Raw genomic sequence first — 15,183 nt, 5'->3', positions numbered from 1 at the left:
GTCCCGGATGGCCCTCACCCAGAGCCGCGTGCCCCCCGCCACATCGACCGCGCCGAGGATCGGCGTGCTCGGCTCGTTCGGCGGCTTCAACATCGGCGACGAGGCGATCCTGCTGTGTGTGCTCAGCTGCCTGCGCTCCCACCGGCCCGACGCCCGGCTCGTGGTCTTCAGCCGCGACGCCGAGCACACCCGCACCCACCGGCCCGACGCCGACGAGGTGGTCCACTGGGAGGGCGTACCGCAAAAGCCCGTCCTCGACGCCCTGCAGAGCCTCGACCTGCTGGTCGTCGGCGGCGGCGGATTCCTGTACGACGGTGAGGCCCGGCGCTATCTGCGCCTGGTCAAGGCCGCCCAGGACCGGGGCGTGCCCACCTTCGCCTACGCCGTCGGCGCCGGCCCCCTCAGCGAGCCCGCCGACCGGGAGGCGGTGCGCACGGTGCTGTCCGCCATGGACGAGGTGGTGGTCCGCGACGAGGAGAGCCACCTGGTCCTGGAGGAGGTCGGCGTCGAACGCGAGATCACCGTCACCGCCGACCCCGCCCTGCTGCTGCCCCGCGAGCCCTTCACCGAGCAGATGATGCGCCAGGAGGGCCTGCCGACCGACACCCGGCTGGTGGGGATGTCCGTGCGCGAGCCCGGCCGCGCGGCGGAGAAGCTCGACGAGGGCGACTACCACGCCCTGCTCGCCGACGTCGCCGACTTCCTCACCCGCCGCATGGACGCCCATGTGGTGTTCGTGCCCATGGAACGCCAGGACGTCCACCACGCCCACGCCGTGCTGTCGCGGATGAGCGCCCCGGACCGCGGCCGCATCCTGCACAACACCTACAGCCCCGGCGAGATCCTCGGCTTCATGAACCACCTGGACCTCGTCGTCGGCATGCGGCTGCACTTCGTGATGTTCGCCGCGCTGTCCGGGCTGCCGGTGCTGCCGCTGCCGTACTCCGGCAAGGTGTTCGACTTCGCCCGCCGTATGGGGGCGCCGGCGCTGGTCGGCGTGGCCCGCGAGCAGGCCGGGCTGATGCTCGCCGAGGTGGACCGGCTGTGGGACGAGTTCCCGGAGCGCCGGGAGGTGCTGGAGGTGCGGATGCGGCGGCTGCGCGAGCTGGCCGGAGAGACCTGCCTGCGCTGCGGGGCCCTGCTGGACCGGGTCGACGCCGCCGCCGCGACCCCCGGGCGGATCCGGCACGAGCACATCGAAGGAGTCTGAACCACAGCCCGCGCACCCCCAACCGAGTGGACGGGAAAAGACCCATGCCGATCCTCGAACCACCCCGCGAGACCCGGACGGTCACCCTGCCGCCCCGCGCGGCCCGCCACGGGGGCCGTACCGACGTCCTCGTCGTGGGCGGCGGACCGGCCGGCACGGCCGCGGCGCACGCGGCCGCCGACGCGGGCGCCGACGTCGTCCTGGTCGAGCGCTACGGCTTCCTCGGCGGCAACGCCACCGCCGCCCTGGTGATGCCGCTGATGTCCTTCCACAACGAACAGAAACAGGCCGTCTTCGACGAGTCCGGGGGCGACAACCGGCTGCTGCCGTCCGACCACGGCGAGGGCGAACCCGTCGTCGCGGGCTTCCTGTGGCAGCTGCTGGAACGGCTCGACGCGCGCGGCGGCTGCATCCCGCCCTCCCTGGACACCGGCTACACCGTCCCCTTCGACCCCGAGATCTTCAAGCTCGTCCTCCTCGACCTGCTCGACGAGGCGGGCGTACGGCTGCTGCTGCACGCCTTCGCCTCCTCCGCGCTGCCCCTGGACGACGGCTGGCGGGTCGTCTTCGAGACCAAGTCCGGCCCTGTGGTGATCGACGCGGACGTCGTCGTCGACGGCACCGGGGACGGCGACGTCGCGGTCGCCGCCGGAGCGCCGTACGAGGTCGGCAGGCCCGAGGACGGGCGGGTGCAGCCGATGACGCTGATGTTCCGCATGGCCGACTTCCAACCGGAGGGATTCGCCGCGTACGTGCACGACAACCCCGACCAGTGGCGCGGGGTGCACGGCCTGTGGGACCTGGTCGAGCAGGCCACCGCGGAGGGCGACCTGCGCCTGTCCCGTGAGGACATCCTCTTCTTCGGCACCCCGCACCCGCGCGAGCTCAGCGTCAACAGCACCCGCGTCACCAAGGCCCTCGGCATCGACGTGTGGGACCTCACCCGCGCCGAGGTCGTCGCCCGCCGCCAGCTGGAGCAGATCGACCGCTTCCTGCGCACCCGCGTCCCCGGCTTCGAGGAGGCGTACACCGTGCAGAGCGGCACCCAGATCGGGGTCCGCGAGACCCGCCGCATCCTCGGCGACTACCACCTCACCGGCCATGACATCCTCGGCGCCTGCTCCTTCCCCGACGTCATCGCGCACGGCGCCTACCCGGTCGACATCCACAACCCGCGCGGCTCTGGGACCGTCCTCAAACGCGTCCCGCGCGGACGGTTCTACGACATCCCGCTGCGCTGTCTGCTGCCGCGGGGGGTCGACCGGCTGCTGGTCGCCGGGCGCTGCATCTCCGGCTCCCACGTGGCGCACTCCTCCTACCGGGTGATGCCCATCGCGATGGCCACCGGCCAGGCGGCGGGCGCCTGCGCCGCACTCGCCGTGCGCTCGGGGAAGCTGCCGCGCGAGGTGCCCCACCCGATGGTGCAGCAGGAGCTGCGGCGGCAGGGGGCGCGGGTACAGGACGCGGCCGTGGTCTGAGGTCCGACCTCAGCGGCCCTCGTCGTCCGGCCAGTCCACCTCGCGGGGCGGCGACTCCAGCAGCGTGTCGCCCGAGGCGTTGCCGCGCAGGTCGTTGCCGTGGACACGGCCGCCGACCCAGGTGCCCTCCGGGGTGATGCGTACGCCGTGCGTCTGTGTCTTGGCGTGCTGGTCGTCCCACATCCGGTTGTCGTACAGCTGGAGTCCCGACACATGCGCGGCCACGGTGAGCCCGGCCCGGGGCTCCGGGGGACCGGGCAGCCGGTAGGCGGTGCCGGGCGCGGGGGTGCCCTCGCCCCAGGCGGTGTCCGCGCCCGGCCGCATCGGGGCGAGCGCGAGCCGCCGCTCGGTGTTGTACGACACCAGCGCGCTCTGCGAGCCGACCTGCACCCGCTTGCCGCGGTGCCCGTCCGGACGCCAGTCGGCGTGCTCGTCCGTGATCGAGAGCGGGCCGTAGCGGACGCCGTCCCCGTCGCCGGCCGTGGCCGGCGCCGCCCGGCGGCCGTTGTTGCGCAGCCGGTTGCCCGCGATCGCCGCCTCCCGCAGATCCGCGCCGATCCGTACGCCGTCCAGGGCGTTGTCGCGGATGTCGTTGGCCTCCAGCACCACGTCCGCGGCCGGCTCCTGGTCGCCGCCCTCCAGGTTGTGCTGCCAGTAGCCGTACCGGCCGTTGGCGCTGATCCGGTTGCCGCGCACCGCGTACGGGCCCGGCGTGTTGCCGATCGCGAGACCGTCGCGCAGATTCCCGTCGATCACACATCCGGTGACGATGCCGCCCCGGCCGCCCACGCCGGCCGTGCCCTGCGAGGACACGTCGAAGCCCGCCAGATGGTTGCCGAGCATCGTGCACGAGGTGACCAGCAGGCCGTCGCCACCCCAGTCGGAGATGCCGTAGCGGTTGTCCTCGGTGTGACAGGCGGTGATCCGGATGCCGCGCGGCGGCGGCCAGTTCTCCTGCTGGAGCTCCACGAAGATGCCGTTGGTGCCGTTGCCGATCGCCGTGCACGCGGTCACCGTCAGCCGCTCGACCGCGCCCCAGCCGCCGATGCCGATCCCGATGCCCGCCCCGCCCATGCACTCGCCCGGGTCCTGCCGCCCGCACCGCTCGGCCAGCACCGCCTCCACGACCGTGTCCTGCAGGAAGTCGCAGCCGAAGCCGGTCGCCGCCGTGTCGTGGATGTACAGGTCACTGAACCGGCCTCGGCGTACGTACTGCAGGCCGAGGCCCTTGGCCAGCGGGTCGTACCGCTCGGTGTGCACCCGTGCGCCGTCCACCTCGAAGTGGGCGAAGGTGAGGTCCGTGAGGGCGTTGTCCGGGCCCGCCCCGTGCTCCTGGGCCGTGAACCAGGCCAGCGGCACCGGCTGCCCGGGCGCGCCCGGGTTGCACAGCACGAAGCAGGTGGCCCCCCGTCCCGCCCCGATCAGCGACACGCCGCTGCGCCACAGGACCGGGCGGTCGCGGATCACGAACCGGCCCGCCGGCACCTGGATCACCCGCGGCCGCCCGTCCGCGGCACAGGCCGCGCCGAGCGTGTCCACCAGGTCCTGGAGAGCGGGGCCGTCGTCGGTGCTGCCGTCACCGGACAGACCGTGCTCGCGGGCGTCGACGGTCAGGGGCAGGGCCATGGGTGCGCTCCTCACGTCTTACGTCTCACGCGTGGTGCCGACGGTTTGCCGATACGGCCCCGGGTACCCGGCCGATGCCGCGTGCGCGCGACAGCGGCATGACAGGGGAAGGGCCGACGGCCGGGCCGGGTCCGCGGTACGCCCGGCCGGCCGTCTCACCGGTGGTACAGCCCCACCAGCGTGCCGCTGGCCACCTCCCGCTCCTCCAGCGCCCGGTGCACCTGCTCCGCCGAGGGCTCGTCGGGCAGCACGCACGGCTCCCTGAGCGCGTAGAGGCGGAAGAAGTAGCGATGGGCGTCGTCGCCGGGCGGCGGATGGGGGCCGCCCCAGCCGCGTCGGCCGTAGCCGTTCATGAGGTCGGTCCCACCACGCGGGTGCTCACCGCTCCCCGCGCCGTCGCTGTGCGGGTCGATGCCGACGCAGACCCAGTGCACGAACGTCCCCGACGGCGCGTCGGGGTCCTCACACACCAGGGCCAGCTCGGCGGCGTCGTCCGGCACCCCGGACCAGGCCAGCGGCGGAGAGACGTTCTCACCCTCCAGCGCATACCGGCGCGGGATGTAGGCGTGGTCGTCGAAAGCGCTGCTCTTGAGCTCGATGCCGGTCATGATCCCGGGGTACCCCTGGGGCGGCTGGGCATTCGGGGGAGGGGGGGTGGGGCGGCTTGTGGGAGGGGGGCGCCCCGGATGAGTCGGCTCCCCTGAAGAACCTCCGCCACCGCGCCCCCGATGTGGCGGAGGACACGGAAGCGGTGGCTTCCCGACATGTCCGGCAGGTGAGGGCGCGGGCTACCGTGGTCTGCATCCCAGTGACCGAAGCGACGCGGACGGCCCGGTAGTGCTCGCAGACTTCTCCTCCCTCATCGCGGCGACCACCCGCTGGCTGGCGTGCGCCTACCCGCCCGGCGGGGGTGCCCTGGCGGCCGCTCTGTGCGAGGCGCAGGCCCGGCAGGCGGTGACCGTGGCGGCTTGGCTGCGGTATCCCACGCCGATGGACGCCGCGCTGGTCTCCCTGGCCGGCCCCGGAGGCTCCGCGCGGCTGGACTGGATCACCGGGGCGGACGCGGGCGAGTCCGGCGAGGACGGGTCCGGCTGGCGTACCTGGGTCGACGAGGTCGTCGTGAGCTGGGCGGCGTGCCTGCTCACCGACCCCGTGCTGGCCGCCCAGGGCGTGGCCGCCGCGACGAAGGCCGAGTACGCGCCCGTGACCCCGCTGGGCTTCCGGAGGCTGACCGACCCCGATACCCGCGACCACCAGGCCGCGGCCCTGCTGCGCCACCCCGACCTGCTGGCCCCCGTCGCCGCCCTCCACCGCTCGGACCTCCTGGACCGCCTGGGCCTGACCGCCTGACCCGCGGGCCTGTGTGGGCACCGTTTGTTGCAGCGACCCACCCTCCCGACCAGCGGAATCCGCCCCCGCAGTGCAACAAACCGTGCCCACACGTCCTTGTGGACCTTTCGAGGAGAACTCGAGGACGTCTTCCGGTGCGGGCCCCGGGCGGGCACAGTCGGGAGCCGTGATCGACGGGCATCCTGACCCCGGGGAGGACATCGATGGCAGCTCACGGCCGCCCGCCGCGTGAGGGCACCGCGGCGGAGCCGGAGGGGATCGGCAGACGCAGGTTTCTCGGATACGTGGTGGCCGCCTCCACCCTGACCGTGGCGGCGAGCCTCAGTGAGAGCGCGTCGGCGTCCGCGGCCGTGCCCTCGGTCCCGGGCCCCGCCGAGATCTACGACCTCAACGACATGCTCACGCACGCCACCCTGCCGACGGCCGGCCTGATCACCATCCGGCTCGACCCCGACGGCACGGCCTCCTTCGCCCTGCCGCGCGCCGAGGTCGGCCAGGGCATCACCACCTCCAGCGCCATGCTCATCGCCGAGGAGCTGGACCTCCCGCTGGACCGCATCAAGGTCACCCTCGCCGACGCCCGGCCCGAGCTGCTGTTCAACCAGCTCACCGGCGGCTCCAACACCACCATCTCCACCTTCACCCCGATCAGGGTCGCCGCGGCCCTCGCCCGCGGCCGCCTCCTGAGGGCCGCCGCCCTCGAACTGGGTGAGACCGTCGAGTCGTTGACGACGAAGGCGGGCACGATCCTGTCCACCGCCACCGGCCGCAGCCTGACGTACGGCGAACTCGCGACGAAGGCGGCGTCCCTGACGACCGCTCAGGTCCCGGTGACCCTCAAGGACACCGCCGACTTCACCGTCATCGGCACCCCGCGGCGCCGCCTCGACGCGCTGGACGCCGTGACCGGCCGCAAGCGGTTCGCCATGGACGTGAAGGTGCCCGGCGCGCTCCCGGCGATGATCTGCCGGCCGCCGACGATCAACGGCACCGTCCGCTCGGTGGAGAACCTGGCCGAGGTGCGGGCCATGCCCGGCATCACCGACGTCGTCCCCGTCTCCACCGGCGTCGCCGTCCGCGGCCGCACCTTCGGTCAGTGCATCGACGCCGTCCGCGCTCTGAAGGTCACCTGGGCGCCCGGCACGGCCGAGGGCAAGTCCGACGCCACCGTCCTCGACGAACTGCGCCGGGCCGAACTCCCGCTGGTCGTACCGCCGTTGGACCTGCTGACCAAGGCCGTGGACGAGCGGTTCACGTTCCACTTCGCCAGCAACAGCGCGCTGGAGACCAACTGCGCCGTCGCCGACGTGACCGAGGACTCCGCCGAGATCTGGGCCAGCCTGAAGTCCCCGGTAGTGGCCCAGGAGCAGATTGCGCTGCAACTCGGTCTGTCGCCCGGCGCCGTCAAGGTCCATGTCACCGAGGGCGGCGGCTCCTTCGGCCGCAAGCTCTTCCACGACGCCGCGGCCGAGGCCGCCGAGGTGTCGCAGGCGATGGGCAAGCCGGTGCGGCTGATGTGGCACCGCACCGACGACTTCCGCCAGGGCCGCGTCCACCCCATGTCCACCTCCCGGGTGCGCGCCACGTACGCGCTCGGCGAGGTGCTCACCTACGAGCAGCGGCACACCTCCGTCGCCACCGACTTCGGCCACGGCCTGGGTGAGATCATCACCGCCGAGGCGGCCCGGCTGCCCGTCGGCGACCTCACCTTCTCCGAGACGATCTTCGCGCTGACCCAGCAGAGCCCCTACCACTTCGGCGTCACCACCCAGCTGCTCGCCGAGACGGACAAGGGCTTCAACACCGGCTCGATGCGCAACATCTACTCGCCGAACGTGCGCTGCGCCCAGGAGCTGGTGGTGGACGAGCTGGCCCGGCGCATGGGCAAGGACCCCTACCGGTTCCGGCGCGCGTTCCTGAAGGACGACCGGGGCCGGGCCGTCCTGGACAAGGCCGCCGAAGTCGGCGACTGGGGGCGGGAGATGCCCGCCGGAACCGCGCAGGGCATCGCGCTGCACCCCGAGTACCACGGCTGGGTCGCGGTCCTCGCCGAGATCGACTGCCGCCCGGAGACGACCGGCCGGAAGATCCCCGACGCGTACACCGGCCCGCGCGTCACCAAGGTCGTCTGCGCCGTCGACGTCGGCCTGGCGGTCAACCCGCGCGGCCTTCAGGCCCAGATGATGGGCGGCATCATGGACGGCATCGCGATCACCCTCAGCTCCAGCCTGCACCTCGACAACGGGCACTTCCTGGAAGGCAGTTGGGACAACTACCGCTACACCCGCCAGTGGAACACCCCGCCCGAGCTGGAGATCGTCGTGATGCCCCCGACCACCGGCGAGCCCGGGGGCGCGGGCGAGCTGGCCGTGGCCGGGGCGATGGCCGCGGTGGCCTGCGCGTACGGCCGGGCCGCCGGACGGATGCCGAGGACCTTCCCGATCAACCACTCCGAACCGCTCGGCTTCGAGCCGAAGCCCACCGTCCCGCCGATCCCCGCGTCCCCGGCCGACGGCCTCGACCGCGCCTTCTAGGAGTCCCCGTGCCCGAACACACCTTCATCCTCAACGGCGAAGAGGTCACCGTCGACATCGAGGACGACGTACGGCTGCTGTGGGTCCTGCGGGACGTCCTCGGGGTCACCGGCCCCAAGTACGGCTGCGGGATCGGCGTGTGCCAGGCCTGCACCAGCCACATCAACGGCAAGGCGTTCAACCCCTGCTCGGTCCCGGTGGGGCAGCTGCGCCCCACCGACGAGGTCACCACCATCGAGGGCCTGCCCGCCACGGTCGGCCGCGAACTGCACCCGATGCAGGAGGCCTGGCTGGAGTACGACGTGGCGCAGTGCGGTTACTGCCAGCCGGGGCAGATCATGACGGCCGTCGCCAAGGTGCGCCAGGCCCGCGAGGAGGGCCGCGAGATCACCGAGGCGGACCTCGACGAGATCCGCAACGTGTGCCGCTGCGGGACGTACCACCGGATACGGCAGGCGATCGTGGCGGGCGCGGAGAAGTACTGAGCCGTCTCTCTACTCGTTTCTTTGATTACTCAACGCCGGTGTTAGCTTGGCTGCCATGGCACTGCGACACGCGCTCATGGCGGCCCTGCTCCGGGGCGAGGCGTCCGGCTACGACCTCGCCAAGGAGTTCGACGCCTCGGTCGCCAACTTCTGGACGGCCTCGCCGCAGCAGCTCTACCGCGAGCTGGAGCGCATGGAGGGCGACGGGCTGATCGCCGCCCGGGTCGTGGAGCAGCAGCGCCGCCCCAACAAGCGGCTGTTCTCCCTCACCGAGGCGGGACACGAGGCCGTACGCGCCTATGTGGCCCAGCCGCCGGCCAAGCCCACGGCCATCCGGGACGAGCTGATGGTCAAGGTGCAGTGCGCGGACGTGGGCGACCTCGACGCGGTGCGCGCGGCTGTCGCCGAGCGGATGGAGTGGTCCCGCGCCAAGCTCGACCGCTACGAGCGGCTGCGGCAGCGGATGCTGGCGGGCCGCACCGAGGACGCGTACTTCGCGGAGGCCGACCGCATCGGCCCGTACCTCACCCTTCTGCGGGGCATCTCCTTCGAGCAGGAGAACCTCCGATGGAGTGAACTCGCCCTGCGCCGTCTGGCGGACCGGGCGGCCGCGCGCGAGGCCTGAGCTCAGCCGAGGCGGCGGGCCACCTCGTCCAGAACGCCCTTCCCGTGGGCACGCCGCCGCTCCCGCTCCTCGGCGCTGCTCAGATGCTCCTCCTGGAAGCGCAGGCCGGCCTTCGTGCCGCCGGCCGCGGGGGAGACGGTGACCTGCACGGTCGTTGCCCCGCGGGTGACGCGGATGCGCTCTCCGGCGCGGTAGCCGCGCACCTCGCCCTCGATGCCCTCGGCCGTCCGGTACGAGGCGCCCCGCTCGATGGGCAGTGCCGCGCCCGCGCCGAGCCAGAGGGCGAGTCCCTCCTGGCGCCCGCCGCTAGGCTGCGCCGCACGACCACGGTCCGCCCCGGCCGGGCGGCCGAACAGCCAGGGGAAACGCATGGATTACTACGACCTCGGCACCCACACCCGCCCCGTCACGACCTCCTCGCCCGCCGCCCAGAGCTGGTTCGACCGAGGGCTGGTGTGGACGTACTCCTTCCATCACGAGGAGGCCGTCTCCTGCTTCGAGGCCGCCGTGGCGGCCGACCCCGACTGCGCCATGGCCCACTGGGGCATCGCCTACGCGCTCGGCCCCAACTACAACAAACCCTGGGAGTTCTTCGACGACCAGGAGCTCACGCGGACCGTCGAACGCACCCACGCGGCCGTCGAGCGCGCCCACGAACTGGCGCCCGGCGCGACCCCGGTCGAGCGCGCCCTGATCGAGGCCCTGCGCGCCCGCTATCCGCAGGACCGCCCCGCCGAGGACTGCTCGGTCTGGAACGCGCCGTACGCCGACCGGATGCGCGACGTCCATGAACTGGCGCCCGACGACCTGGACGTGACCGCCCTGTACGCCGACGCGCTGATGAACCTCACACCCTGGCAGTTGTGGGACCTGCGCACCGGTGAACCGGCCACCGGAGCAAGGACGTTGGAGGCCAAGGCGGTCCTCGACCGCGCGCTCGCCTCCGACGCGGGCGCGGCCCACCCGGGCCTGCTCCACTTCTACATCCACCTGATGGAGATGTCCCCGACCCCCGAGACGGCCCTGCCCGTCGCCGACCGGCTGCGCGGTCTGGTGCCGGACGCCGGGCACCTCCAGCACATGCCCTCGCACCTGGACGTCCTGTGCGGTGACTACCGGCGCGTGGTCGCGGACAACACCGCCGCGATCGCCGCCGACGACAAGTACCTCGCCCGCTCCGGCGCGATGAACTTCTACACCCTCTACCGGGCCCACAACCACCACTTCAAAATCTACGGCGCCATGTTCCTCGGCCAGTCCCGCGTCGCCCTGGACGCGGCGGCGCAGTTGGAGGCCGCGATCCCGGAGGATCTGCTGCGGGTGCAGAGTCCACCGATGGCCGACTGGCTGGAGGGCTTCCTCGCCATGCGGGTCCATGTGCTGATCCGCTTCGGCCGGTGGGAGGACATCCTCCGACTGCCCTTCCCCACCGACCCGTCGCTGTACTGCGTGACCACCGCGATGCTCCACTACGCCCGCGGGGTCGCCCTCTCGGCCACCGGCCGTGTCCCCGAGGCCGAGGCGGAGCGCGAGGTGTTGCGCGCCGCGGTCGCCCGTGTGCCGGAGTCGCGCACGCTGTTCAACAACACCTGCGCCGACATCCTCGCCATCGCCTCCGCGATGCTCGACGGTGAACTCGCCTACCGCAAGGGCGACTTCGACACCGCCTTCGAGGCCCTGGAGCGGTCCGTCGCCCTGGACGACAGCCTGCCGTACGACGAGCCCTGGGGCTGGATGCAGCCCACCCGCCACGCGCTCGGCGCGCTGCTGCTGGAGCAGGGCCGGGTGGTGGAGGCCGAGGCCGTGTACCGGGCCGACCTCGGGCTGGACGACAGCCTGCCGCGCGCCTGCCAGCACCCGGGCAACATCTGGGCGTTGCACGGCTTCCACGAGTGCCTGGTCCGCCTCGGCAAGCTCGGGGAGGCCGGCGTCGTCGCCCAGCAGCTCAAGCTCGCCACCGCCCTGGCGGACGTACCCGTCGAGGCGTCCTGCTTCTGCCGGCTCGACACCAAAGGCCCCGATTCCGAGGCCGAGGACGGGTGTTGCTCCGGATCACCCGCCGGATCACACGATCGTAAAAGGTGAACATTTCTCACGTTCAATGTCTTCCCAACGCAGCTACTCGCCGGTACGACCTTGGGTGACACCTGCATCGGGGAGGCGTAATGAAGCGCACGAGACCCAGGATCAGATGTACGGCCGCCGTGTTCCTCGCGGCGGCCGCGGCCGCGCTGGCGGGGCTGACCGCCCCCACCGCCGGCGCGGCCACGGCCGCATCCGCCCCGCTCCCGGCCGAGTTGGAGCGGATCCGCGCCGCCGAGGCGACCGCCCTGTACGGCGACGCGGCCGAACGCCCGCTCGCCGAGCGCAAGTCGTCGCTGATCTCGCTGGGCGACAGCGAGATCTCCGGCGAAGGCGTCGGCACCTACGAACCCGGCACCAACGGCCCGGACAACTGGTGCCATCGCGCGCCGGACTCCGCGATCCACCGCACCGGCATCCCGGCCGACGTCACCTACAACGTCTCCTGCTCGGGCGCCTACACCGGCAACATCCGCATCGGCGGCGGCAAGCAGTACGCCGACGAACTCGTCCAGAGCGACAACCTCGCCATCAAGGCCCGCAACACCCGGATCAAGATGGTCCTGCTGGTCGCGGGCGCCAACGACGACCTCCAGTTCGGGCCGGTCATGACCGACTGCGTGACCCGCTGGGTGCTCAGCCAGGGCGCCTGCGAACCCAAGTACGCGCCCGGCTGGCAGGCCCGGGTCGACGGGCTGCGCCCCAAGGTCGAGCAGACCATCCGCGACCTGCGCACCGTGATGCGCGACGCCGGATACGCCGACGGCGACTACAAGCTGGTCGTGATGGGCTACCCGAGCCCCATCGGCCCGGACATGTACGACAACCCCGACTTCCCCGGGAAGCTCCCCGGCGGCTGCGCGGGCTACGACTCGGACGCCAAGTGGGGCCGCGACCACGCGGTGCCCGCCTTCGAGCGCGGCATCCGGCAGGCCGCCCGCACCGCCGGCGCGGTCTACCTGGACAACTCCCGGCTCTTCCACGGCCACGAGGTCTGCATGGAGGACCCCTGGGCGCGCGGCCTCTACCTCGACCTCGGCGACCACTTCCCCTGGGACGAGAACACCGCCCGCCAGTCCTTCCACCCCAACGCGCGCGGCCACGCGGCCTTCGCGAGCTGCCTCACCCAGCTCTACAACTCCAGCGCCACCGAGGCCGGTTGCGCCGACCCGGCGAGCACCGGCACCCCGCAGCTCTACCCGCTCGCCTGGGACGACGCCTTCAAGCCGCTGAAGAACGAGGCCACCGGCACCTGCCTCGACGCGAGCGGGGGCGCCAGCGCCAACGGCACCGCCGTCATCGGCTGGGACTGCCACGGCGGCCGTAACCAGGGCTGGTGGTACGACAGCGGGCGCCGCTCCCTGCACATCGAGTCCACGCACGACCGCTGCCTCGACGTGCCCGACGGCTACAGCGCCGGCCGTGCGCTGATCCTCTGGAACTGCCACGGCGGCACCAACCAGCAGTTCGTCCGCCAGTCCGGGACCATCCGCCCGGCCGCCGCGACCGGACTGTGCCTGACTCTGGGCGCGGCGAAGGACCCGCTGCGGCTGCAGACCTGCGACGGCTCGGCCCGCCAGCGATTCGCCTGACCCCGTCCGCCCGTCCGCCCGTCCGCCCGTCCGCCCGTCCGCCCGTCCGTACGGCAAGAGGCCGCCCCCGCACCCGGGGGCGGCCTCCCGTGTCGCCATGGCCCTCGACACGCCATCATGAGATCGTCGCCGGACGACGAAAAACGGCGACGGGACTTGGGCAGGGCCTGTCGGGCCCCGCGACGCCGGCACGATCCGGACGGCGGGCCCCGGGTCCCTGGCGCGAGGGCGGGGAGTGGAATGGCGACGGCGGCGGGCACCGGGACCGGCCCGGGCAGCACCGGTGGGGCCGACGGCCGCGCCCGCACCTGGGCACGGCTCGCCGTCGCCTGCGCGGCCGGCGCCGTCGCGGTCCTCGTCTCGGCCTACGGCTCCGGCGGCTGGCTCTTCCTCGTCGCCGGGCTCGCCGGACTCGCTCTCACCGGCGTCGGAGTGTGGTGGGCCCTCGCCCACCGTGGCGTGGCCCGCCTGGTCGGCGCCCTGCTGGCGCTGGCCACACCGGTCGCCGTGCTGGCCCTGTTCGCCGCCACCGGCCTGTGGGTCGTCGCCATAGGGGTGATCAGCCTGTGGGCGGCCGCGCTGGCCTCCGCCCGGGCCTGCCTGCGCCGGCTGCGGCAGCCGTACGGGATGCACGCCCACCGCGTCGCACGGGCCCGGCGCCCCGTACTGATCATGAACCCGCGCTCGGGCGGCGGGAAGGTCGAGCGCTTCCAGCTCGTCGAACGCGCCGAGGCCCGCGGCGCCCGCGTCGTGCTGCTCGATCCCGACAGCGACCCCGACACCGGGCCCGACGCGGAGACCCTTGCCCGGCAGGCCGTAGCCCAGGGCGCCGACCTGCTCGGCGCGGCGGGCGGCGACGGCACCCTGGCGATCGTCGCGGCCGTCGCCGCCGAGCACGATCTGCCGTTCCTCGTCGTCTCCGCAGGCACCCGCAACCACTTCGCGATGGACCTCGGCCTCGACCGCACCGACCCCTCGACCTGCCTCGACGCCCTCACCAACGGCGTCGAGCTGCGCGTCGACCTCGGCGACGTCGCCGGGCGGCCCTTCGTCAACACCGTGTCCTTCGGGGCGTACGCCCACATCGTGCAGAACCCCGAGTACCGCGACGCCAAGACCGCCACCGCCCTGGAACACCTGCCGGAGCTGCTCCAGGGCGAGGCGGGCCCCCGCCTGCACGCCTATGCGGGCGGCACCCGCCTGGACGACCCGCAGGCCCTGCTGGTCAGCAACAACCCCTACGCCCGCGCCGACCCGCTCGGCGGCGGCCGCAGGACCCGCCTGGACCGTGGCGCGCTCGGCGTGATCGCCGTACGGGTGGAGAGCGCGGCCCAGGCCGCCGAGCTGGCGCTGCGCGGTGAACGGGCGGGCGCCATCTCCGTGCTGACCGCGTCACGGGTGACCGTGCACGCCGACGCCGACCGCATCCCCGTGGCGGTGGACGGCGAGGCCCTCACCCTGCCCGTGCCGGTCGTGTGCGCCGTACGGCCCCGGGTACTCCGGGTCCGGGTGCCGCTGCACAGGCCGGGCGCCACCTATGTGACGCCACCGGTGGACTGGCGGCGCATCCTCCGACTCGCCCTGACCCCTCGTACCACTGCTCCAGGAGCCGACTGATGTCCGACCGACCGCCCTACGACCGTCTGCCCTACCGCCGTCTGGCCCGTGATCTCGGCGCCCTGGACCAGGCGCTGTACGAGGCGGTCACCATCACCGAGACGCCGGCGCTGGACCGGGCGCTGCGCCGGCTGTCCGCGGCAGCCGACCACTCCAAGCTGTCCTTCACGGCCGCCGCGCTGCTCGCCCTGGTGCCCGGACGGCCGCGCCGGGCCGCGCTGCTGGGGGTCGCCGCGGTCGGGGTCGCCTCGGCGAGCGCCAACCTGATCGGCAAGAAGCTGGTGCGCAGGCGCCGGCCCCACCGCGCCGAGGACTCGCCGTTCCCCGGACGGCATGTGCCCATGCCGGAGTCGGCGTCCTTCCCCTCCGGGCACACCGCGTCCGCCGTGGCCTTCGCCGCCGCGGTCGGGCCGGTGCTGCCGGTCTCGACCGTGCCGCTCGGCATGCTGGCGGCCGCGGTGGGCTACTCCCGGGTGCACACCGGGGTCCACTACCCGGGCGATGTGATCGCCGGGGCGCTCCTCGGCACCGGCGCGGCCGCCGTGGTCCTCGCTACGGCGGCCCGCAGGGCGGGCTGACACGCG

13 protein-coding genes are annotated in these 15,183 nt (G+C 73.1%); 10 read left to right on the top strand and 3 right to left on the bottom strand.

The window, feature by feature from the left end:
- Positions 1–7: 7 nt before the first annotated feature.
- Both ACIQ6Y_RS00370 and ACIQ6Y_RS00365 read left to right on the top strand, forming a co-directional pair.
- On the top strand, positions 8–1,210 hold the full coding sequence (locus tag ACIQ6Y_RS00370) for a polysaccharide pyruvyl transferase family protein (RefSeq protein ID WP_404030679.1): 1,203 nt from the start codon (positions 8–10) through the stop codon (positions 1,208–1,210).
- 44 nt (positions 1,211–1,254) lie between these two features.
- Positions 1,255–2,688, top strand: a complete 1,434-nt coding sequence (locus ACIQ6Y_RS00365; RefSeq protein WP_404030676.1) for an FAD-dependent oxidoreductase — start codon at positions 1,255–1,257, stop codon at positions 2,686–2,688.
- A gap of 9 nt (positions 2,689–2,697) precedes the next feature.
- Here the strand turns inward: ACIQ6Y_RS00365 and ACIQ6Y_RS00360 are convergent, their stop codons facing one another.
- Positions 2,698–4,314, bottom strand: coding sequence for a right-handed parallel beta-helix repeat-containing protein (locus ACIQ6Y_RS00360; RefSeq protein WP_404030674.1), 1,617 nt, complete (start codon positions 4,312–4,314; stop codon positions 2,698–2,700).
- 155 nt (positions 4,315–4,469) lie between these two features.
- On the bottom strand, positions 4,470–4,922 hold the full coding sequence (locus tag ACIQ6Y_RS00355) for a YbhB/YbcL family Raf kinase inhibitor-like protein (protein ID WP_404030671.1): 453 nt from the start codon (positions 4,920–4,922) through the stop codon (positions 4,470–4,472).
- Between the two features lie 229 nt (positions 4,923–5,151).
- Between ACIQ6Y_RS00355 and ACIQ6Y_RS00350 the strand changes: the two genes are divergently transcribed.
- The 4 genes from ACIQ6Y_RS00350 to ACIQ6Y_RS00335 all read left to right on the top strand — a co-directional run bounded on the left by ACIQ6Y_RS00350 (position 5,152) and on the right by ACIQ6Y_RS00335 (position 9,308).
- Positions 5,152–5,664 (top strand): hypothetical protein, encoded by a 513-nt coding sequence (locus ACIQ6Y_RS00350; protein WP_404030669.1) that lies wholly within the window; start codon positions 5,152–5,154, stop codon positions 5,662–5,664.
- A 203-nt stretch (positions 5,665–5,867) separates the two neighbouring features.
- Positions 5,868–8,198, top strand: a complete 2,331-nt coding sequence (locus ACIQ6Y_RS00345; RefSeq protein WP_404030666.1) for a molybdopterin cofactor-binding domain-containing protein — start codon at positions 5,868–5,870, stop codon at positions 8,196–8,198.
- An 8-nt stretch (positions 8,199–8,206) separates the two neighbouring features.
- Positions 8,207–8,683, top strand: a complete 477-nt coding sequence (locus tag ACIQ6Y_RS00340; protein WP_404030664.1) for a (2Fe-2S)-binding protein — start codon at positions 8,207–8,209, stop codon at positions 8,681–8,683.
- Between the two features lie 55 nt (positions 8,684–8,738).
- Positions 8,739–9,308: a PadR family transcriptional regulator gene (locus ACIQ6Y_RS00335; RefSeq protein ID WP_404030661.1), complete on the top strand. Its 570-nt coding sequence runs from the start codon at positions 8,739–8,741 to the stop codon at positions 9,306–9,308.
- Between the two features lie 2 nt (positions 9,309–9,310).
- Here the strand turns inward: ACIQ6Y_RS00335 and ACIQ6Y_RS00330 are convergent, their stop codons facing one another.
- Complete coding sequence (locus tag ACIQ6Y_RS00330) at positions 9,311–9,679, bottom strand: SRPBCC domain-containing protein (protein ID WP_404030658.1); 369 nt, start codon at positions 9,677–9,679, stop codon at positions 9,311–9,313.
- On the opposite strand from ACIQ6Y_RS00330, the gene ACIQ6Y_RS00325 reads away from it, so the two are divergent.
- The 4 genes from ACIQ6Y_RS00325 to ACIQ6Y_RS00310 all read left to right on the top strand — a co-directional run bounded on the left by ACIQ6Y_RS00325 (position 9,678) and on the right by ACIQ6Y_RS00310 (position 15,177).
- A complete protein-coding gene (locus ACIQ6Y_RS00325) occupies positions 9,678–11,393 on the top strand; it encodes a hypothetical protein (RefSeq protein WP_404030655.1) in 1,716 nt (571 codons plus the stop codon). The two genes, ACIQ6Y_RS00330 and ACIQ6Y_RS00325, sit on opposite strands and share 2 nt — an antisense overlap.
- 80 nt (positions 11,394–11,473) lie before the next feature.
- On the top strand, positions 11,474–12,982 hold the full coding sequence (locus ACIQ6Y_RS00320; RefSeq protein WP_404030652.1) for a ricin-type beta-trefoil lectin domain protein: 1,509 nt from the start codon (positions 11,474–11,476) through the stop codon (positions 12,980–12,982).
- Between the two features lie 240 nt (positions 12,983–13,222).
- Entirely contained in the window at positions 13,223–14,599 is a 1,377-nt protein-coding gene (locus tag ACIQ6Y_RS00315; RefSeq protein ID WP_404030649.1) for a diacylglycerol/lipid kinase family protein, read from the top strand.
- Positions 14,599–15,177 (top strand): phosphatase PAP2 family protein, encoded by a 579-nt coding sequence (locus tag ACIQ6Y_RS00310; RefSeq protein ID WP_404030646.1) that lies wholly within the window; start codon positions 14,599–14,601, stop codon positions 15,175–15,177. The genes ACIQ6Y_RS00315 and ACIQ6Y_RS00310 overlap by 1 nt, the downstream gene beginning before the upstream one ends.
- Positions 15,178–15,183: the final 6 nt, after the last annotated feature.

It is taken from the genome of Streptomyces sp. NPDC096205, assembly GCF_044763135.1.
Taxonomy (GTDB): domain Bacteria; phylum Actinomycetota; class Actinomycetes; order Streptomycetales; family Streptomycetaceae; genus Streptomyces.
This window is presented reverse-complemented; position numbering and strand designations above follow the sequence as displayed.

Excerpts from the sequence above, each read along its gene's own strand:
- ACIQ6Y_RS00360 (WP_404030674.1), bottom strand. The coding sequence starts at position 4,314 with ATGGCCCTGCCCCTGACCGTCGACGCCCGCGAGCACGGTCTGTCCGGT.
- ACIQ6Y_RS00355 (WP_404030671.1), bottom strand. The coding sequence starts at position 4,922 with ATGACCGGCATCGAGCTCAAGAGCAGCGCTTTCGACGACCACGCCTAC.
- ACIQ6Y_RS00330 (WP_404030658.1), bottom strand. The coding sequence starts at position 9,679 with ATGCGTTTCCCCTGGCTGTTCGGCCGCCCGGCCGGGGCGGACCGTGGT.
- ACIQ6Y_RS00370 (WP_404030679.1), top strand. The coding sequence starts at position 8 with ATGGCCCTCACCCAGAGCCGCGTGCCCCCCGCCACATCGACCGCGCCG.
- ACIQ6Y_RS00335 (WP_404030661.1), top strand. The coding sequence starts at position 8,739 with ATGGCACTGCGACACGCGCTCATGGCGGCCCTGCTCCGGGGCGAGGCG.
- ACIQ6Y_RS00315 (WP_404030649.1), top strand. The coding sequence starts at position 13,223 with ATGGCGACGGCGGCGGGCACCGGGACCGGCCCGGGCAGCACCGGTGGG.
- ACIQ6Y_RS00320 (WP_404030652.1), top strand. The coding sequence starts at position 11,474 with ATGAAGCGCACGAGACCCAGGATCAGATGTACGGCCGCCGTGTTCCTC.
- ACIQ6Y_RS00310 (WP_404030646.1), top strand. The coding sequence starts at position 14,599 with ATGTCCGACCGACCGCCCTACGACCGTCTGCCCTACCGCCGTCTGGCC.
- ACIQ6Y_RS00325 (WP_404030655.1), top strand. The coding sequence starts at position 9,678 with ATGGATTACTACGACCTCGGCACCCACACCCGCCCCGTCACGACCTCC.
- ACIQ6Y_RS00365 (WP_404030676.1), top strand. The coding sequence starts at position 1,255 with ATGCCGATCCTCGAACCACCCCGCGAGACCCGGACGGTCACCCTGCCG.
- ACIQ6Y_RS00345 (WP_404030666.1), top strand. The coding sequence starts at position 5,868 with ATGGCAGCTCACGGCCGCCCGCCGCGTGAGGGCACCGCGGCGGAGCCG.